General features: G+C 40.8%; 15 protein-coding genes. 9 read left to right on the forward strand and 6 right to left on the reverse strand.

Going from position 1 to position 19539, the window contains the following annotated elements:
- Positions 1-451 precede the first annotated feature (451 nt).
- The 3 genes from ACFI4Z_RS09805 (at position 452) to creD (ending at position 3982) form a co-directional block, all read left to right on the forward strand.
- Complete coding sequence (locus ACFI4Z_RS09805; protein WP_462670429.1) at positions 452-1132, forward strand: response regulator; 681 nt, start codon at positions 452-454, stop codon at positions 1130-1132.
- Entirely contained in the window at positions 1119-2600 is a 1482-nt protein-coding gene (gene creC / locus ACFI4Z_RS09810; RefSeq protein WP_462670430.1) for a two-component system sensor histidine kinase CreC, read from the forward strand. The genes ACFI4Z_RS09805 and creC overlap by 14 nt, the downstream gene beginning before the upstream one ends.
- 77 nt (positions 2601-2677) lie before the next feature.
- Entirely contained in the window at positions 2678-3982 is a 1305-nt protein-coding gene (gene creD / locus ACFI4Z_RS09815; protein WP_462670431.1) for a cell envelope integrity protein CreD, read from the forward strand.
- 44 nt (positions 3983-4026) lie between these two features.
- On the opposite strand, the gene ACFI4Z_RS09820 is transcribed toward creD, so the two are convergent.
- Both ACFI4Z_RS09820 and ACFI4Z_RS09825 read right to left on the reverse strand, forming a co-directional pair.
- Positions 4027-5304 (reverse strand): LysM peptidoglycan-binding domain-containing protein, encoded by a 1278-nt coding sequence (locus tag ACFI4Z_RS09820; RefSeq protein WP_462670432.1) that lies wholly within the window; start codon positions 5302-5304, stop codon positions 4027-4029.
- Positions 5305-5370: 66 nt separating this feature from the next.
- Positions 5371-6234 carry a LytR/AlgR family response regulator transcription factor gene (locus ACFI4Z_RS09825; RefSeq protein ID WP_462670584.1) on the reverse strand — a complete coding sequence of 288 codons (864 nt, stop codon included), beginning with the start codon at positions 6232-6234 and terminating at the stop codon, positions 5371-5373.
- 182 nt (positions 6235-6416) lie between these two features.
- Between ACFI4Z_RS09825 and ACFI4Z_RS09830 the strand changes: the two genes are divergently transcribed.
- Positions 6417-7697 (forward strand): acyltransferase family protein, encoded by a 1281-nt coding sequence (locus ACFI4Z_RS09830; RefSeq protein WP_462670433.1) that lies wholly within the window; start codon positions 6417-6419, stop codon positions 7695-7697.
- Between the two features lie 42 nt (positions 7698-7739).
- Here ACFI4Z_RS09830 and ACFI4Z_RS09835 read toward each other — a convergent pair whose 3' ends face one another.
- Complete coding sequence (locus ACFI4Z_RS09835; RefSeq protein ID WP_462670434.1) at positions 7740-9056, reverse strand: sensor histidine kinase; 1317 nt, start codon at positions 9054-9056, stop codon at positions 7740-7742.
- 2 nt (positions 9057-9058) lie between these two features.
- Positions 9059-10477: a sigma-54-dependent transcriptional regulator gene (locus ACFI4Z_RS09840; RefSeq protein ID WP_462670435.1), complete on the reverse strand. Its 1419-nt coding sequence runs from the start codon at positions 10475-10477 to the stop codon at positions 9059-9061.
- Between the two features lie 224 nt (positions 10478-10701).
- Between ACFI4Z_RS09840 and ACFI4Z_RS09845 the strand changes: the two genes are divergently transcribed.
- From ACFI4Z_RS09845 to ACFI4Z_RS09855, 3 genes are read left to right on the forward strand one after another with little or no spacing between them, the layout of a single operon-like run.
- Complete coding sequence (locus ACFI4Z_RS09845; RefSeq protein WP_462670436.1) at positions 10702-11955, forward strand: efflux RND transporter periplasmic adaptor subunit; 1254 nt, start codon at positions 10702-10704, stop codon at positions 11953-11955.
- 11 nt (positions 11956-11966) lie between these two features.
- The gene (locus ACFI4Z_RS09850) at positions 11967-12671 is read left to right on the forward strand and encodes an ABC transporter ATP-binding protein (protein WP_290211210.1); all 705 of its coding nucleotides are present in this window, start codon (positions 11967-11969) and stop codon (positions 12669-12671) included.
- A 1-nt stretch (position 12672) separates the two neighbouring features.
- Entirely contained in the window at positions 12673-15069 is a 2397-nt protein-coding gene (locus ACFI4Z_RS09855; protein ID WP_462670437.1) for an ABC transporter permease, read from the forward strand.
- 92 nt (positions 15070-15161) lie between these two features.
- Here the strand turns inward: ACFI4Z_RS09855 and ACFI4Z_RS09860 are convergent, their stop codons facing one another.
- Both ACFI4Z_RS09860 and ACFI4Z_RS09865 read right to left on the reverse strand, forming a co-directional pair.
- On the reverse strand, positions 15162-15692 hold the full coding sequence (locus tag ACFI4Z_RS09860) for a sugar O-acetyltransferase (protein ID WP_462670438.1): 531 nt from the start codon (positions 15690-15692) through the stop codon (positions 15162-15164).
- Positions 15692-16594: a pepsin/retropepsin-like aspartic protease family protein gene (locus ACFI4Z_RS09865; RefSeq protein WP_462670439.1), complete on the reverse strand. Its 903-nt coding sequence runs from the start codon at positions 16592-16594 to the stop codon at positions 15692-15694. Before ACFI4Z_RS09865 ends, ACFI4Z_RS09860 begins: the two co-directional genes overlap by 1 nt.
- A 156-nt stretch (positions 16595-16750) precedes the next feature.
- Between ACFI4Z_RS09865 and ACFI4Z_RS09870 the strand changes: the two genes are divergently transcribed.
- Positions 16751-17509: a DeoR/GlpR family DNA-binding transcription regulator gene (locus tag ACFI4Z_RS09870; protein WP_462670440.1), complete on the forward strand. Its 759-nt coding sequence runs from the start codon at positions 16751-16753 to the stop codon at positions 17507-17509.
- 112 nt (positions 17510-17621) lie between these two features.
- Positions 17622-19442, forward strand: a complete 1821-nt coding sequence (gene glmS / locus ACFI4Z_RS09875) for a glutamine--fructose-6-phosphate transaminase (isomerizing) (RefSeq protein ID WP_058561001.1) — start codon at positions 17622-17624, stop codon at positions 19440-19442.
- Positions 19443-19539: the final 97 nt, after the last annotated feature.

Consider the following 19539-nt stretch of genomic DNA (forward strand, 5'->3'; position numbering starts at 1 on the left):
ATAAAAATACGTAGGTCATCCTACTGCGTAGCGCACCATGGCTCCAATTAAGAGAAGCCCGTTACAGCAATGTAGCGGGTTTTTTGTTGTCTGGGATAAAGTAAATACATCAGACCACGACCCCATGTTGCACTCAGTAGTGAAACGAAACAGCGTGAAGGCTAACGACGGTGTAGCATTTGTTATGTGAAAGTAGCGCATCCTACTGCGTAGCGCACCATAGCTCCAAATACAAGAAAGCCCGACTCGAAAGAGGCGGGCTTTGTTACGTCTGCAGGAAAGTGAAATAGCTAGGGAGTTGAACGCTGTTTAATCTCTCTATCTCGGTTTATACAAAATACCTAACCACGCCATTATGCACAAAGAGCATTCTTATAAAGGATATTGACTGCATTGATACTTACTGTAACTATGAATGTGTATAGTGGGTTGTAGTAAAGGAATTAGTTGTATGACAACTGCACGGGTTGTGATCATTGAAGACGAAAAAGCAATAGCAGATACGTTGATCCATACGCTGGAGAAGGATGGTTTTTGCGTCGACTGGTTTGATACCGCTGGAGCTGGGCTTAATTTTATTAAAACATCAAATGTAGATTTGTTGATTTTAGATGTTGGCTTACCTGATGCAAATGGCTTTGAATTATGTAAGCAGATCCGTGAATTTTCCTCTTTACCTATTATTTTTTTAACAGCACGTAATGATGAAATTGATCGTGTTGTTGGATTAGAGATCGGTGCCGATGACTATGTGACAAAGCCATTTAGTCCACGAGAAATGCTAGCTCGCGTTAAGCTGCGTTTAAAACCTTATGTTGTTCGAGAAACATTGGTTAATTCACCTACAGAGCTATCAGGACTCTACAGTGATAACTTTGATTACTACTTTAATAATGCTCCGTTAAATTTAACCGCTCTTGAGTTTAAATTGCTCGACAAGCTCGTGTTATCACCTAAGCAGGTATTTTCTCGAGAGCAGTTGCTATCATCAGCACAACTCTGCCAAGACAGTGTTTACAGTCGCAATGTTGATAGCCACATCAAGGCCATCAGAAACAAATTACGGGTAGTGTGTGATGAGCCAATGATCCATACTAAACGTGGATTTGGTTACTTTTATGAACCTATTTAAACGCTCAACACGCTCATTAGCTCGTCTTAAGCGTTGGCCTAAAATTCCGCTCGGGCTTAGGTTGTTTTTACTCTATTTTATACTTGTTATGTTAACCACTTACTTTGTTAGTTCAACGGTTATGCGTGAGATCAAGCCTACGGTTCGTCAGGTTACTGAGGAAACCTTGGTTGATATGGCCAATTTACTGGCTGTCATGGCGCGAGACGATTTAGCCAATGGCACACTGTCACAGAGCCGTTTTGCTACTGTGGTTAATTCTTATGGCAGCAGGGAGCCGAATGCAAAAATCTGGGGAATAGACAAACCAGCGACGAATCATCGTATTTATATTACCGATGCTGCGGGAATCGTGGTGGTTGATTCATGGCAGCAAGATATAGGTAAAGATTACTCACAGTGGAATGATGTTTATCTCACATTACGGGGAGAATATGGTGCTCGTTCAACCGCCACTGATAAAGACGATCCTCTTTCAACAGTAATGCATGTGGCAGCGCCCATAATCGATAATGGTAATATTATTGGCTCAGTCACTGTCGCTAAGCCTAATCGTTCAGTACAACCTTTTATAAATATGTCTAAATATCGCGTATTAAGTTGGTTAGTTGTGATGAGTGTGTTGGCATTAATGGTAGGTGCATTGATTGCGTGGCGTATTAATGGGGCTTTGTATAAACTGGCCAAATATGCCGATAAAATGGGGCGGGGAGAAAAAGCATCTAAGCCAAGGTTTAGGGTTTTTTATGAATACAGTTTGTTGAGCGATGCGCTTGAAAAAATGCGCAACCAATTGGATGGTAAAGGCTATGTTGAGCACTATGTACAAACGCTTACGCATGAATTAAAAAGTCCTTTATCAGCAATCAAAGGGGCCAGTGAAATTTTACAATCCCCATTAAGCACAGACAAACAACAGCTATTTGCGACTAATATTGAATCTGAAACAGTGCGAATGCAGCAACTCATCGATAAGTTACTCGCACTGACTAAATTAGAACAACTCCCTGAGCTCGAGCAACGCAAGAAGGTTTTAATACGCCCTATATTTGTAGCGATTAAAGGATCATTTATTGCCAGAATTGCGACGCAAAAGGTAGAAGTAACACTCGATTGTGACGCCCATAGTCAATGTGTAGGTGACGCCTTTTTGATTCAGCAAGCGCTATACAATATTATCGATAATGCATTAGATTTTATTAATGAGGGTGGTGAAATCCACATTCAAGTAACGCACAAACCGACAGCTGTTGATATTTATATCGATAATACGGGGCCTTGCATTCCTGATTATGCGCTTGAACGCATCACAGAGCGATTTTATTCTCTACCTAGAGCCAATGGTAAAAAAAGCACTGGGTTAGGCTTGAACTTTGTTGAGCAAGTTGTGAAGTTACATAAAGGCCAACTCAGCATAGAAAATACTGACAATGGCGTTCGCGTTCATATAAAAATGCCTACTCCATAAAAGCTCCATTTAAAAACCTCAGTAACTCCATATAGCTCCGTTACCCTGTGTATATGTAATACATGGAGCGCATAGCAATGAAACAAAGAATAGAAACCAAACTCATCATAATCATAGGGCTCATCGTGTTGTTATTGATCCCTATTTTTATGATCCAAAACCTCATCGATGAGCGAGCAGAGCTACAGCAACAAGTACAGGCTGAGATAGCAAAGAGCAGCAGTGATGAGCAGCAAGTCATTGGCCCGTTTATTCACGCTCAGTACCTAGAAACTGTCACGGTTGATGGCAAAACGAGCGAACAATTAATGAATATTACACTTTTACCAGAGTCATTTAATGTCAGTAGTAACCTATCAACATTTGAAAAGTACCGTGGTATTTATAAAGCCTTGTTATATCGCTCACAAAACCAATTTGAAGGGCAATTTAAAATAAGTTCATTAGCGGTTTTGGCAGATAAAAAAATAAAACGGCTAAACCTCATTTTGGCGATTGCTGATATTCGAGGGATAGGGCAAGGGTCACAAATAAGTGTGAACGAACGCGAGTATGAACTACTACCCGGTACCCAGCTAAACCAGTTACCAGAAGGTATTCGTATAGAGCTTGATTATGACACCCTGCGCAAAATTGAGGTATTACCGTATCGAATTGATTTAAACCTACAAGGTATGCGTCAACTCGCATTTGCACCGGTTGGCAAAAATAGCTCATTGACCATGCAGGCCGATTGGCCACACCCAAGTTTTGTAGGGGACTACCTGCCACTAGACTCAACAATTTCGGCACAAGGCTTTTCTGCTAATTGGCAAACTAATTACTTTGCAACTAACCTGCAAGAGCTTTTTAATCAGTGTTTATTTCGCAATGACTGCACCTTGTTCAAGCAGCGCAGTATGGGGGTAAATTTAGTCGATAGTGTTAATCACTACCTTAAAAACTATCGCGCGAGTAATTATGCTATTTTGGTTATTGTGCTTATTTTTGCGAGTTTCTTTCTGCTCGAAGTGCTGCGTGATGAACCAATACACCCTGTTCAATATGGTTTTGTAGGGCTCGCTTTGGCGGTATTTTATTTACTGCTAATTTCACTGAGTGAGCACGTAGGGTTTAATATTGCGTATTTATTATCTGCGCTTGCATCAGCCGCCTTACTCAGTGTTTATGTGGCGGGTATGCTTAAAAATAGCAAACACGGCGGGTTATTCTTATGTGGGGTATTATTTCTTTATAGTCTTTTATACGGGTTACTCAGTGCAGAGGATTACGCATTGCTAATGGGGAGTGTGTTGGTGTTCGTCGTACTCAGTTTAATTATGTTATTAACGCGTAAAGTTAATTGGTACGGCGGCCAGTCACAGGACGAAGAGACAAGCTAATACCTTAAAAGGGAGGGGCTGACAGTTGTTTCAGCCCCCTTTTGTTAGCTATTTGATAAAAATACCGTTAGCTTCTCACCTATTTGTAAGCGATCTCGCGACAGGTTATTCCATTGTTTTAGCTTGGTAATGCTGACGTTATAGCGTTTGGCTATTTTCCATAAGCTTTCGCCTGACTTCACTAAGTGCTCTACCTCTTGGTCTGCCAGCATCGGCAGTATTAATTTCTTACCAGCACGGATATGGTCACTCTTTAGATTATTAAACGCTTTTAGCTGTTTAACACTGATTGCATAACGTTTTGCAATCACGCTTAAACTATCCCCTGGTTGAATTATGTAATGCTGCCATTGGCTATAATCGTTTTCTTTTTGATTAGCCAACATACTCTTAAATTCGGCTTGTTTACTCGCTGGCACAACAATGTGAGGTGCATCAATGATTGCAGGAAAGCGGATAACGCCATAGTTTAACCCCTCTAATGACCGCCATTCTTCTTGGTTATCTAAAATAACTGCGCCAGAGACGGGTAAGGCTACTATAGCCTGTTGATTACTGATTGGTGGAAAGACCATTTTATTGCTTTTTAAAAGTTGCGCTGCTGCGAGGAGCTTTGGTACATATTGGCTGGTTTGTTTAGGCAGTTTTAAACTAAAAAAGTCGGTAGGCTTACCTTGTTTTTTGTTATTTCTGATGGCTCTTTTTACACGGCCTTCACCTACGTTATAAGCCGCAATTACATGATACCAATCGCCATCAAAGCGCTTGTGTAAATACTCCATAAAATCCAGTGCAGCTCGGGTACTGTCTATTACGTCTTGGCGTCCGTCATACCAAGGTGATATTTGCACTTTAAAATACTTAGCAATAGCAGGTGTTAGTTGCCATAAGCCAGAGGCATGTTTATGCGAGTACGCACTGGCATCAAAGTCACTTTCAATCAGCGGCATTAATGCCAGTTCAATGGGTAACCCGCGTTTTTCGACTTCGTTTACAATATGGTAAAGGTAAGGCTCAGCACGGCGGCTAATTTCGTCCATATAATTTGGATGAGTTAAATACCATGCAATGCGTTTTTGCACCGCCGGATGGCTGGAATCAGCAAATGACAGCTGTGCCTTAATCCGACCCCATACATCGTCTAGTGCTTGTGCACTGATTGGTGGAATATGCTCAACAACCTCTTTGGGCTCATTTTTTACAACGGGAGTTGGCAGAGTTGTAGTTTTTTTAGGCTCAGGGGATGGTGCGTTGAGTGTGGTTTCACAGCCAGATAAAATAATAACCAGCGGTAGAATGCGGATAAATCGATTTACAAACACGTACTAAACTACTCCGAAAATACAAATGCAGCTAAATTAAAGCCGTTTAGCTTAACACAGGGTGAGCTAAAAATGACTTGTAGTTGAATTTAAATACTTTTTAAATGATTCTTTATAACGACGAGAGAGTGTAAGCACTTTCCCTGTTATTAGCCTTACTTCACTATCGCCGCTGGGCAAAGGTGTTATTGATTCAACCGTATTTAAGCGAATAGCATATGAGCGATGAATGCGGCAGAACCCTTGTTGCTCAAGCTGTTCACTCAATTGAGTCATAGTGGCACGTAATGGGTAAATTCGCTCGCCTATGTGTAAATTCACATAATTGCCACTGGATTCAAGCCAGTCTATATGTGCTACTTGTATAATAAACTCTTTACCTAGTTTTTTAACAAGTAGTCGATCTAAATTAGCGTTTTGAGGTGTGTCTTCGCCTTGTGAAATAGGGGCGGCCTCACCAGTTAATTGGCTTACAATATATTGATAGGTTTTAATAACGACAATTAAAAATAAAAATCCCCATAAGTCTTTACGGTATTCATAAAGTAGCTCAAACCACATTAGCCCAAAGTCATATTGCATACCTTGTGCGATGTAAATGAATTTGCGAATAGCGACCATGATCCCTACATGTAACAACGAAAAAATAACGCTCGCGAGTAAATAAATGAGTAATGAGCGGGGGATTTTTTGCCAATTAAAAGGCTGGGTTTTTAATAGCCAAACTAAAGCGGGAAACAACAATAAGGTGCCAATAGCGCTGGAATATTCCCATACAAACGGCTCCCAAAGCATAAAAGGTAGTGTGCCATCGCGCTGGGCTTCCATAATGTTTGAGCTGGCATTTATAGTGTTGTTTATAAAAATATAACTAAATAAAAATAAAGCAGCGTACCAAGTTTGGTGGCGCTGAAAGTGCGATAAAGTGATCATTATTATTGTTACTCTTTAAAAGACCGTAATTAGACTAGCAAGAGAGTGGTAGATCACCAAATTTATCATCCCTAATATCCACCGTTTATCCCTACTGGTTGTTTTGTCAGCCTTTTCTGATTGCTTAACAAAGTGTGATGTTCATAGTTGTTATTAATTAGTCGCCAGTTAAATCTAATATGAACCTTAAAATAGTCATTAAAAACACAACACGCACACTATTCAAACCATGGCTAAATGCGTTTAAACAAGCCGAAGAATTACCACTGCGCCGTTATGATTTAGATTGGCTAAGAGTACTTGCCTTTGGCTTATTAATTTTTTATCACACAGGTATGCTATACAGCCAAAATTGGGGATTTCATTTTAAAAGCCTGTATCTATCAAGCAATGTAGAAAATGCCATGCTCTTACTGTCGCCATGGCGGATGGGGCTAATTTGGTTTATTTCAGGTGTGGCGCTGCGCTTTATTGTTGCGCGTTTTAACCTAGGCATGTTTTTAACTACGCGAAGTGTAAAAATATTACTGCCTTTACTGTTTGGCATTTGGTTTATTGTGCCGATTCAGCTTTATGCGCAAATGAGCCAAGAGGTTGGTTTATCTATGAGCTTTTGGCAGTTTTATTGCCAGTTTTTTGATTTAACCAACCCTTTATATGAGCACTATCAAGCAGGTATTTGGCCACACGTTGATGTAAACCACCTGTGGTATTTACGCTCGTTATGGCAATTTACTTTATTGCTGGTGTTAGTGCTGCCGTTGCTTCATCACTCTACTACGAAAGAAACAATCACGCGGTTATGCAATCGATCCTTACTGATGATTTTCATCACCTTGTTTCTGCCGCTGTGTATTTTAAAGTTGAGCTGGCCAAGCGATACATTTAGATACCCCATGGGCGCGCTGTTTTTACTATACGGTTACTTGCTTGCGTGGCAGCCTGCATTTTACAGCCAGTTACTTCGCCATTATCGAGTGTTACTCGGTGCATTTATTATTGGTTATTTGCTTGTGGTAGTGGGTTATCAGATGATTTGGCAAAACCCAGCTACTAGCCAATGGCAAATTACCAGCATGGATATGCTGTATACTGCGCAACGATTAATGGGAGTGTTATTAATGCTGGCACTAGCACAACGCTTTTTGAATCACAATCACCCTAAACTGGCTTTATTAAACTCAGCCGTATTTCCGTTTTATCTATTACATCAAAGTGTGATTATTGGTCTTGCGTTTTATTTATCTGAGTGGCAATTAGGTGGGTTTTTGGAGCCATTACTTATACTCAGCCTCACTTTCATTATTTGTTGGCTGGTATTTATTACTGCGCGTCGTATAACTCTGTTAAGTCCATTTTTAGGTATTAAAATCACAGGTAAATATAAAGCATGGCAAATTAAAGCGGGCTTTTGCTGCGGGCTTATATTGGTAAGCCCGCTGATCTTTAGGTTGATTTAATTACCTGTATTGCTAGTTAATTACCGGCGTAAACGACTTCGTTCACCCAAACACACACCTAAAGCATGCGCCTTGTGGTTTTGGTAGATAAATTAAATCGCCGCCGTGGTTGAGCATGATTTGCCTTGATAGACTTAAACCGATGCCGGAGCCTTGTTGCTTGGTGGTAAAGAATGGTACGAAGATCATATCTACCACATGTTCGCTAATGCCTGGGCCATTGTCGCTAATTTCTATATAAAGTTGTTGGCTAGTGTTTTGCGCTAAGCTGATTTCGATCGTTGGTTGAACTGCATTCTCAGTGCTGTATTTTTGGCTACTCTTTAGTGCTTCAAGTGCATTTTTTATTAAGTTTACTAATACCTGCTCTATTTGGCTGCTATCAAGCATTACTAACTGCTGATTTTTAATCGACAGTTCAATATGGGTGTCTTGTTCGCGTGCGTGTTGCTGATGTAAGGCGACAATACGCGCTAGCATGTCGGCTAAATTTTCAGGCGCTAAATTGGGTTTAGGTAAGCTGCTAATTTGGCGAAAACGAGCAATAAAATCCCCTAAATGAGCGGTTCTTGATGCTAACGTGTGTAGCGCAAGTTGTAAGTCTTGTTTATCTTCAAGCTCATCAAAACATAGCTCTTGTGGCAGTAAATTGCTACAAGTATCAGCTAGCGATGAAAGTGGCGTAATAGAGTTAGCAATTTCGTGAGTGAGCACTTTAGTTAAGCGTTTATACGCTTGTTGTTCTTTGAGTTGTAACTGGTCGTGAATTGACTGTAAGCTCACTACGCGGCGAACTTTACCTTGTATTTCAGCGATACTTAGTTGAATTGATAGGGTGTCGTGCTGCTCGCCATTTTGCCAGTAGGCGGTGCTGCGAATATTATGTTCGGCGTTTAAAACTAACTCTCCAACAGCGCCTAACTCATGTAAATGTTGAAAGCTTTTACCTAGTAACTTACTAACGGCTGGGTTTGATTCAATCACCTTACCATTGTCATCACATACCAATACGGCTAAATCAACATGAATAAGCAAAGCTTGTAAAAATTGCGCTTGTTGCTCGGCATTAAAACGTGCTGTTTGCATTTGCGTTTTTACTTGCTCAAATTGCTTAAGCATTGGGTGTTGTTTACCAAGTCCTAAGGTACTGTCGCCATTGGCTAAAGCGCGGATCACCATTTCAGCTTGTTTTTGTTGGCGCTTAAACAGCGTAAAAATATGCGCTATTAATGCCGCTGCGACTAGCATTATTAGCAATGTAGTCGCTGAAAAACCATGCTTTTGCACTACATAGCTAAGCAATGAACTTGTACTTATAAGTGCGATAATATTAAATGAAAGCAATAAATTAGCCCGCATAATTATAACCCATACTTTTCAAGCCGGCGGTACATAGCGCCGCGGGTTAAACCAAGCGCTTTGGCTGCATGACTGACATTCCCTTGATGGTGCTTAAGTGCTGCGCGAACTGTGCGTTGTTCGAGCATCTCTAAATTAAAAGTATCGAACTGCGGCAGAGTATTTAGAGTTTCAGTACTTTGACCTATAGAATGAGTGCTAGATACTTCACTATTCCCCACAACGGAGGTTATATCGAGTGTATCACCTTCAGTTAAAATAACGGCTCGCTCTATTGCGTGAGCAAGCTCTCGCACATTGCCTGGCCATGAATACTGGCAAAGTAACACCATGTCAGCCTCAGTAATGGTTAAGCTACGTTTATATTTTTGGCAAAAATGATTCAGGTAATAATGTGCTAACAGCGGAATATCATCACTTCGTTCACGTAATGCAGGTAAGCGAATTTCAACGGTGTTTATACGGTATAACAAATCTTGGCGAAAACGACCTTCGCTCACAGCTTGATCAAGGTTGTCGTTAGTGGCACAAATTAGGCGGATATCAATATCAACCGCTTTACTGCCTCCAACCGGTGTTATTTGCCTATTTTGTAGTGCAGCCAGTAATTTAGCTTGATGCTCTAGGGGTAAATTACCCAGCTCATCTAAAAATAAACTGCCGCCTTGAGCAAGTTCAAATTTACCAATGCGATCGGCTTTTGCATCAGTAAACGCGCCTTTTTTATGGCCGAAAAGCTCACTTTCAAATAAATTTTGCGCCACTGCGCCCATGTCTAAACTCATAAAGGTTTGATTGTGGCGCATACTTGCTTGATGAATCGCATGCGCGGTGAGCTCTTTGCCTGTGCCGCTTTCACCGGTGATCAGTATGTTGGCGTCAGTTTGTGCGGCTTTTTCTATGGTACTAAATACCTGCTGCATCGCATTGCTTTGACCTAAAAACTCAAAGCTGGGAGTATTTAAGGCTTGGTTTAGCCCGTGCTTTTGCTGCGTTAATTTACCGACTTGTTGTTTGTCTTTGGCGTGTGAAAATGCGGCGGCGACTGCGCCAAGTAATTGCTGGTTTTGCCAGGGCTTGGCAATAAAATCAGAGGCGCCCGCTTTAATTGCATCTACGGCTAGTTGAATGTCGCCGTAGGCAGTCATTAACAAAACAACGATATTAGCGTCTTGCTCGATAATCTTTTTTAGCCAATAAAAGCCTTCTTTGCCGCTTATTGAGTCTTGGGTAAAGTTCATATCAAGCAATATTACGTCAATGGGTTGCTCGAGCTTGCGTTGCTCGTCAATGATGCCTGTAATATCAAATGGGTTGTCAGTGGTTTTAACGCTTTGATAATGCTGTTTTAGTAATAAACGTGCGGCAATAAGAATATCGGGGTTGTCATCAACAATTAAAAGTGAGCCTGAGTCTTTCATACTTATTATTTTTATAGGGTTTTATTTAGCCTAAAACAAAAAAGGGAAAGTGTCCATAAATGGACGTTTATAAAATAATAAAGTGTTCTATTAGCGGACAATATCAATATAGAAATAGCCAAGTTAAATGTTAAGTTGTTGAATTTGAATATTAAATTAAGTTGGCATAGTGATTGTAATAACTATCGATAATTAGTTATTAAACTTGTATCAAGATAGCCGACATGGACAAAAAAATAGAACGCTCATTTACGCAAAAGTATTTAAAAAAACTCACCTTTGCAGCGCTGGTTTTAGGTGTTGCGGCTGCTGCGTTAGGTTTTACGCAAAGCAGTGATACAGGTCGTAGCCAGAATATTGATCGTAGCAGCCTTACGGTTAGCACGGTTAAACAAGGTGCCTTTAAAGATGCATTGAGCTTGCGCGGTCAAGTCGTGCCAAAAACCAGTATTTATCTTGATACTATTGCTGGTGGTCAAGTAGAAGAGCGTTTAGTAGAGCAAGGCGAATATGTTAAAAAAGGCCAACCGCTAGTGCGGTTAAGCAATACTAATCTACAACTTGATGTAATGAGCAGAGAAGCACAAGTTACTGAACAGCTTAATTTTTTACGCAATACGCAAATGACCATGGAAACCAGCCGATTAAACTTACGCCGTGACTTATTAGAAATAGAGCTAAAAATTACCCACCTAACCCGTCGTTTAAAACAAACTAAGCCCTTGGTTAAAAGTGGTGTATTGGCGCAAGACCAACTAGCTGAGCTTGAAGAAGATTTAAATTATTACCAAGCCCGTAAAGAGCTCACTCTTGAGCGCCAAAAGCAAGAAAATTCAATTCGTGAGGTACAAGTAGCTCAACTTGCCGATAGCGCTAAAATGCTGGAAAAAAACCTACAGTTTGCGCGTCGAAACCTCGATAACTTATTAATCAAAGCACCAGTTTCTGGCTACTTAAGCGAGCTTAATGTGGAAATTGGCGAATCTAAAAACAGTGGCGCACGATTAGGCCAAATAGATATCCCTAATGAATATAAATTAGTGGTACGCATGGATGAATTTTATTTAAACCAAGTACAGCGTGACATGACTGTGATGATTGAACTTGAAAGCGGCACAGTGAACGCCAAAGTGAGCAAAATTGATAGCCGCGTACAGCAGTCGCAATTTCAAATTGAAGTTGATTTACCCAGTAATACCAAAAGTATAAAACGCGGCCAAAGTATTGATATTGAGTTAATGCTAGGGGATGACAAAACCGATGCCTTACTGCTTAAACGCGGGGCCTTTTTTACTAACTCGGGTGGTAACTGGGTTTATGTTATTGAACAAGGTGGTGATACAGCACTGCGCCGTGATATCCGCCTAGGCAAAAAGAATCAACACTATTTTGAAGTGCTTGAAGGGCTCAATGCAGGGGATCAGGTGATTACCTCAAGCTACAGCAACTTTGATAAAGCACAGCAACTACAATTTTAAGGAAAATAACCATGATCAAATTAACTAATTTAAGCCGTGTATTTCGTACTCAAGATGTAGAAACAACAGCGCTGAGCAATATCAACTTAACCGTAAACGAAGGTGACTTTTTAGCGATTATGGGCCCGTCTGGCTGTGGTAAGTCAACGTTGCTATCTATTTTGGGGATGCTTGATTCACCGACCACAGGCAGCTTTGACTTTGCCGGAACTGACATCGCAGGCTACAGCGAAAAGCAACTAGCAGAGTTACGTAAAGCTTCAATCGGTTTTGTATTTCAAAGCTTTAACTTGATTGACGAGCTAACAGTATTTGAAAACGTAGAGCTGCCATTACAGTATCAAAAAATATCAAAAGGTGAGCGTAAAGAGCGTGTTGAAGCCATTTTAAAACGCGTGGGTATTGATCACCGTGGTGAGCATTTACCACAACAACTTTCGGGTGGTCAACAGCAGCGTGTTGCCGTTGCTCGTGCATTAGTGATTAACCCAAAACTTATTTTAGCCGATGAACCAACTGGTAATTTAGACTCTAAAAATGGTGATGAAGTGATGGCGATGCTGCGCGAATTAAACCGCGAAGGCACTACGGTTATTATGGTGACTCACTCAGAAAAAGAGGGCGCGTATGCAGAACGTTTAGTACGCCTACTTGATGGCCAAGTAATGCTTGATAAAGCAAATGTTGCGCAGCAAGCCGCAGGTGAGGTTGCTTAACATGTTTATTAATTATCTAGTCACTGCGTTAAGAACATTTAAACAACAAAAACAGCATTTTATATTAAATATTTTAGGACTAAGTGTTGGCTTAGCTGCTGCTATTTTAGTGGCACTGTTTGCTCGATATGAGCTATCGTTTGATAAAAATCATCCAAATTATGAGAGCGTCTACCGCTTACATTTAGACTTAAGTGCTATTGGTTATGAAGTAATCCCTTTAACAAGCAGTGAGATAGCACAGAAGCTAAAATCACATAAAGATATAGAGGACATCTTTATTCTGTCTGACGTGATAGATTATGAAATGGCGACTGATCAAATACAGGTGAAGAGTAATAAATTTAATTTACGAAACTTTTATGCTGCAACATCAAACATAGAACAATTCTTAGCAATAAAAACTCGATTTGGTAATTTACAGACAGCGCTTTCTACACCTAATAAAGTTGCTTTGAGTGTCAGTGAAGCAACGCGTTTATTCGGACAATCTAATGCTGTAGGTAAGGTGTTCAGCGAAGGTGAGAAGAATATAACTGTTGCCGCAATATTTGAAGATTTACCTGATAACAGTCATTTCCTTTTTGATACATTAATGCCGTTAGACCTAACTGAGTTTGGTGATGCATCAGGCTATATTTATATCAAAACTAACGAGTTTGCAGATATTAAAGCGCTGGAAGAGTTATTCGCGAGCACTATGATTTCTCAGTACTCATTAAAAAATAGCCAATTAAAGTATCGACTGGTTGCCATGCCTGATATTTATTTTTTTGCTAAATCATCATTTGACTTTAAACCTGGTGGCTCAGAAACTTTGGTTAATATAAGCATTGGTTTGAGCTTATTATTACTATTAATTGCAGCTGCCAATTTCACAAACCTATCAGTTGCCCAGCTATTGCATCGTACTAAAGAAATAGCCATCAGAAAAACCCTTGGCGCGACTAAGCTACAACTAGTTATACAATTTTTTGTTGAGGCACTACTGTTGATCAGTCTATCAATGCTAATTGCATTGTGTATGGTCGAGCTATTTATTCCAGTATTTAATGAATTATCACATAGGCCATTTAGCTTACAGTTTGATGCTGAATCAATAACTGTAATGATAGCGGTTATATTGGGGCTAACCCTGATATCAGGATTTTATCCTGCTTACTTAGTTGCTAATGCGCCTTTAAATACCATTTTAAGTGGCGAACTTAAAAATGGGCGTAGTGCAATTATCATTCGTAAGGGGTTATTAACTTTTCAGGCCGCAATAGCTGTTTCTTTGATAGCAGGAACTTTGCTGTGTTTAAATCAGCTTACGCTTTTAAAATCTATAAATTCGGGTTATCAACCTGATGGTCGTATTGTTGTGCATTCATTAGATAGTGACACCATGATGGATAAAGAGCACATAGTAGTCGATAAAATCCGTCAATTATCAGGTGTTAATCAAGTGACGACAGTTGATTCTGATATTACAGATAGTTTTGGTGAAGAGTATCGCTTTACATGGCCTAACGGGCACACCGAAGAAGGCTTGATGCCTACAGTAGGTAGTGGTTTCTCAGTTGTTGAAACGTTGGGTTTAACGTTACTAGCTGGGCGCGACTTTTCAACTGAATATCAAACGGATTGGTTGCATAACGTTGGTGATTCAGACTTACAAGCAATGGCATTAATTGTCACTGAGAAAATGATTAAAAGAGCGGGCTACCAAAACCCAGAAGACGTAATTGGTATGCTAGTTACCAGCGAATACGACAATATTACCGCGACTATTGTGGGTGTTGTTGCTGATGTTAAGGTGGGATCTGCCACTGAAGCTTGGGTACCTATTTCATTCTCGTGTGGTTGGAGTGCACAAACGACAGTTGATTTAGTTATAAATAGTAAGCTAGATAAAATTAGTGATGTATACAACGAGATCAACAACTTAATAAAAGCATTTGATTTAAAAAATGAGCCAGAAATTAAATTGATGGATGCAGACTATCAGCAAAACTTTGAAGTCGAAGAAAGCATTTTTAAACTGGTGCAAATATTCTCAGGGTTAGCAATAGTACTAACATGTGTTGGAATCTTTGGATTAGCGTCGTTCTCCGCATTACGTCGTCAAAAAGAAGTCGCTGTACGCAAAGTACTTGGCGCATCACGCATAAGCATTATGAACCTACTGGCAAAAGAGTTTTTGATTTTAGTGTTAGGGAGTGTCGCCATAGCATACCCGCTGACTTATTGGCTGGTGGGTGACTGGCTTGCCAACTTTAATGAGCGTGTTGATCAAGCGTTGTGGGTTTATTTAATTGCCGCACTAAGTGTTGCTGCGATTACTTGGCTGACCGTTGCAAGTCTTGCTTTTAAAGCTGCCAGTACAAGGCCATCGCTTGTTTTACGCGATGAGTAAAAAGTAGAGCAATCTTTCAACCATGGCCTTTTGTGTATCAAGAGGCCTTTGATATTATAGTCGCCATAAATGACGACCTACGATATAACTCTTTAAATACCTTTAATTTTTAATGCGGGATTACCAGCAACCACGGTGTTTTTAGCAACATCTTTGGTTACAATCGATCCTGCGCCCACGACAGCGTTATCACCAATGGTAACACCCGCTAAAACGATAACTCCCGCGCCAATCCACACGTTATTGCCGATAGTAATCGGCGCAGCAAAGTTTTCTTTATTGAGCCGCTCTGTGGGGTTAACTGCATGGGATACAGCCAAAAGCTGAACGTTTGGGCCGATTAAACAATCGTCGCCAATGCTTATCGCCCCCTCATTTATTGGCGCATCCAACACAGTGCAGTTAATGTTTATAAAAGTACGATCACCAATTTTTATTTGACTACCATAATCACAATGAAAGCCAGCTTCAATAATGACGCCCGAGCCGGAGTTAGCAAACAGTCCTGTTATGCGCTTTAGGTTTCCCTTACTAGGGCTTTTATTAAATAAGCGGCATATTTCATGAGTTGCTTTTCGTGACTCGCGGGTACTTTTATCTAAGTTGTTGAATTGTATGCCCATTATGACTCTTCAGGTAAACCAATATGGGCGTTGCCGCGTCTGTAATCAATGGTAATTAAAAAATGTTTTAATACATCGTACCCAATAAGGCCTTGTACATTTCTACCTTTAATACGTGTATTTGTTGCTTCAAACTGACTATTAAGGTTTGCTGTTTCACCTTCGTCGGGAATACTAACGTGTACATTTTCCATTTCAAAAGGGCCAAACTTTAACCAAGGAATACGAAAGTTTTCAGTTATAGCGCTGGTGGTCGCGCCTCTGCTAACTTGAGATTCACGCTCAATATTTTCAATCCAGCCCATTCTACGAGCTACGTTACGGTTGACGATTATTCCGCCGTTGTTGCCGGTATCGAGGATCAACCATATTGATTTACCTTCGCTCAGCTCAACTTCAACAATGGGCATCCCTGAGCCTTTTTGTTTTTCCATCTTAATATTTTTTATTTTACCCAAGTCCAAAGCATCATGAGTGACCAAGCGCATTTTCTGATTTGGGTAATCAAGTTGCATTATAAATTGTCGGAAAAAACCAGCACCAAAGAGCAGCGAATTTTCATGATGACCTAGGTTTATTTCTACCGCATCATTAATGGTGGTCTCCATACCAAATAAATTAATAGGCACGTTATTATAAGTGGTTTTATCTTCAATACCGTACACTCCACGCACCCGAGTTTTGCCCCCTTTATTAAGGTTGAGCTCGTTCTTACTAATAAAGCGAGGATTAATACCATTCAGCTGGGCGCCGGTATCTAAAACAGCTTTACTAGGGATACCTGATACGGTAGTGGGCACTTTTATATGGCCATTTTCCAACGTGAAATCTAGCCAAGGTGTGACACCTGCTAATACAGATGAACTGACAATGCCCAAACATAGGGCAAGTATTCGTTTCATATTATTCCTTTAACTTATTGTTTTTTATAGTTGTAAAGTAATCATTGTGCAGGAAAATAAAATAACGTGCAAGATTAAAAATTGTTCATATACAAATGCATTTGTTTCGTTTAAAATCTCGATTCTTTCGAAACGAAACTTAAGAACAGGTATTTAATGACCAAACGAAACACTCAGCAACGTCGCCATACAATACTTAGCCAGGTAAATGAGCTAGGAGAAGTTGCTGTAGAGGCATTGGCTGAGCAATTTCAAACGTCTGAAGTAACTATTCGTAAAGATTTAACCGCGCTTGAAAAAAGCGGCTTATTACTTCGCCGTTACGGGGGGGCGATTGCATTACCACAAGAAATCGTTGCAAATAGCGATTCGCTTCGCAAAATGGCAATCGCACAAGCAGCAGCTAGCCTTATCAACGATCACAACCGCATCATTATAGACAGTGGTCGCACAACGGCTGCGATGATCCCTGAGCTGGCTAAAAAACGCGGGTTAGTGGTGATGACTAACGCTATAAACGTAGCTAACCGATTGCTTTCATTAGAAAATGAACCAACATTATTGATGACCGGCGGGACGTGGGACCCGCATTCAGAGTCGTTCCAAGGCCAAGTAGCAGAGAGCGTTTTACGCTCTTATGACTTTGATCAGCTATTTATTGGCGCAGATGGCATTGATGTTGAAAGAGGGACTACCACCTTTAATGAGTTAGTCGGGTTAAGCCAGGTAATGGCTGAAGCCGCTCGTGAGGTAATCGTGCTGGTTGAGTCTGAAAAGATTGGTCGTCGAATACCAAATTTAGAACTACCTTGGCAAAATGTGACAACACTTATCACCGACAGCGGCCTTGCGCTTGATACACGTAAGGCACTTGAAGCATGCGGTGTACAGTTAATCTGTGCCGAGGTTGAATAGCAATTTCAATTTAGTTAAAAGCAAACCGACAACATTTGCTTTTACCTTTTAATCATTATGACAACACATACGGCCTAAAATTAAATTTTGGCACGTGCAAATGGAGAATATTATGTGTGGAATCGTTGGGGCAGTTGCAGAACGCCCAGTAAATAAAATTTTAGTTGAAGGTTTAAAGCGCCTTGAATACCGTGGTTACGACTCAGCGGGTGTTGCACTTTTAGATGGCAACACGTTGAACACCGTTAAAGCGGTGGGTAAAGTTGCTAACCTTGACAGCGCCCTTGAAACTGCCGGTGTTAAAGGCACAACGGGTATTGCACACACACGCTGGGCAACCCATGGTGGCGTAACTGAAGCCAATGCGCACCCGCACATTTCAAACAGTGAAATTGCTTTGGTGCACAACGGTATTATTGAAAACCACGCCAGCCTACGTGAAGCGCTTAAAGGCGACGGCTATGAGTTTTTGTCTGATACAGATACTGAAGTGATGGTGCATTTAATTCATCAACTTCGCCAACAGCACACAACATTACTTGCCGCTGTTCAAGCCGCTGTTAAGCAGTTTGAAGGTGCCTTTGGTACTGTGGTCTTTGACAAAGCAAACGATAATGAAATCATTGTTGCACGTTCAGGCAGCCCGCTAGTAATTGGTTTGGGCCTTGGCGAAAACTTTATTGCCTCTGATCAGTTAGCATTATTGCCAGTAACACGCAGCTTTATTTACCTTGAAGAAGGTGATGTGGCACGTATTACGCGCGACAGTGTTGAAATATTTGATGCAGCCGGTAATGCCGTTGAGCGCGAAGTGATTGAATCAAACATCACCCAAGATGCCTCAGGTAAAGGTGAATACCGTCATTACATGTTAAAAGAAATCTACGAACAGCCGCTTGCTGTACGTAATACATTAGACGGCCGTTTAAATGATGACCGTGTTGCCATTGATGCCTTTGGCGACAGCGCACAGCAAATTTTTAAAGATGTAAAACACGTACAAATTATTGCCTGTGGTACGTCTTACCACTCAGGCATGGTTGCACGCTATTGGCTTGAGCAATTCGCGGGTGTGAGCTGTAATGTTGAGATTGCGTCTGAGTTCCGTTATCGTCAATCATTCGTGCATGAAAACAGCCTACTAGTGACGATTTCACAATCGGGTGAAACAGCCGATACGTTAGCTGCACTTCGTTTAGCGAAAGAGCAAGGTTACATGGCCTCAATGACTATTTGTAACGTACCTGGCTCGTCATTAGTGCGTGAGTCAGACCTTGCCTTTATGACCAAAGCAGGTGCTGAAATTGGCGTTGCGTCAACTAAAGCATTTACCACACAATTAGTAGGTTTGTTAATGCTTACTGCGTCTATTGCGCAGGAAAAAGGCTTAGATCAAAGTGTTATTGTTAACGCAATTAAAGCGCTTCCAAACAAATTAGAAGAAGCATTATTGCTTGCTGATGGCATTGCAGACCTTGCAGAAGAGTTTGCCGATAAGCACCACTCACTGTTTTTAGGCCGCGGTTCGCAATACCCAATCGCGATGGAAGGTGCGCTTAAGCTTAAAGAGATTTCATATATCCACGCTGAAGCCTATGCCGCTGGTGAACTTAAACACGGCCCACTTGCGCTAATTGATGCTGACATGCCAATTATTGTAGTTGCACCAAACAATGAGTTGCTTGAAAAGCTTAAATCAAACGTAGAAGAAGTACGTGCTCGCGGCGGCATCATTTATGTATTCGCTGATAAAGATTCAGCTTTTGCATCTGACGACACCATGCGCGTGATCAACGTAAATCATGTAGATGACGTGATTGCACCAGTGGTATATACAATCCCGCTACAGTTACTATCGTACTACGTAGCTGTAATTAAAGGCACTGACGTTGACCAACCACGTAACCTAGCAAAATCTGTTACTGTTGAGTAAAATCAACAGGTTAAAATTTGTTAGCTAAAATTTAAAAGGTGCATTATGCACCTTTTTTTGTGCCTGAAACTCTGTTAGCTTAAGCAAGTCATTATTA

The sequence above is a fragment of the Pseudoalteromonas sp. RWi3 genome (assembly GCF_054960735.1).

What these genes read in the sequence shown, in the direction of transcription:
- ACFI4Z_RS09805 (WP_462670429.1), top strand. Translation starts at nt 452, where the DNA reads ATGACAACTGCACGGGTTGTGATCATTGAAGACGAAAAAGCAATAGCA.
- creC (WP_462670430.1), top strand. Translation starts at nt 1,119, where the DNA reads ATGAACCTATTTAAACGCTCAACACGCTCATTAGCTCGTCTTAAGCGT.
- creD (WP_462670431.1), top strand. Translation starts at nt 2,678, where the DNA reads ATGAAACAAAGAATAGAAACCAAACTCATCATAATCATAGGGCTCATC.
- ACFI4Z_RS09830 (WP_462670433.1), top strand. Translation starts at nt 6,417, where the DNA reads ATGAACCTTAAAATAGTCATTAAAAACACAACACGCACACTATTCAAA.
- ACFI4Z_RS09835 (WP_462670434.1), bottom strand. Translation starts at nt 9,056, where the DNA reads ATGCGGGCTAATTTATTGCTTTCATTTAATATTATCGCACTTATAAGT.
- ACFI4Z_RS09840 (WP_462670435.1), bottom strand. Translation starts at nt 10,477, where the DNA reads ATGAAAGACTCAGGCTCACTTTTAATTGTTGATGACAACCCCGATATT.
- ACFI4Z_RS09845 (WP_462670436.1), top strand. Translation starts at nt 10,702, where the DNA reads ATGGACAAAAAAATAGAACGCTCATTTACGCAAAAGTATTTAAAAAAA.
- ACFI4Z_RS09850 (WP_290211210.1), top strand. Translation starts at nt 11,967, where the DNA reads ATGATCAAATTAACTAATTTAAGCCGTGTATTTCGTACTCAAGATGTA.
- ACFI4Z_RS09855 (WP_462670437.1), top strand. Translation starts at nt 12,673, where the DNA reads ATGTTTATTAATTATCTAGTCACTGCGTTAAGAACATTTAAACAACAA.
- ACFI4Z_RS09860 (WP_462670438.1), bottom strand. Translation starts at nt 15,692, where the DNA reads ATGGGCATACAATTCAACAACTTAGATAAAAGTACCCGCGAGTCACGA.
- ACFI4Z_RS09865 (WP_462670439.1), bottom strand. Translation starts at nt 16,594, where the DNA reads ATGAAACGAATACTTGCCCTATGTTTGGGCATTGTCAGTTCATCTGTA.
- ACFI4Z_RS09870 (WP_462670440.1), top strand. Translation starts at nt 16,751, where the DNA reads ATGACCAAACGAAACACTCAGCAACGTCGCCATACAATACTTAGCCAG.
- glmS (WP_058561001.1), top strand. Translation starts at nt 17,622, where the DNA reads ATGTGTGGAATCGTTGGGGCAGTTGCAGAACGCCCAGTAAATAAAATT.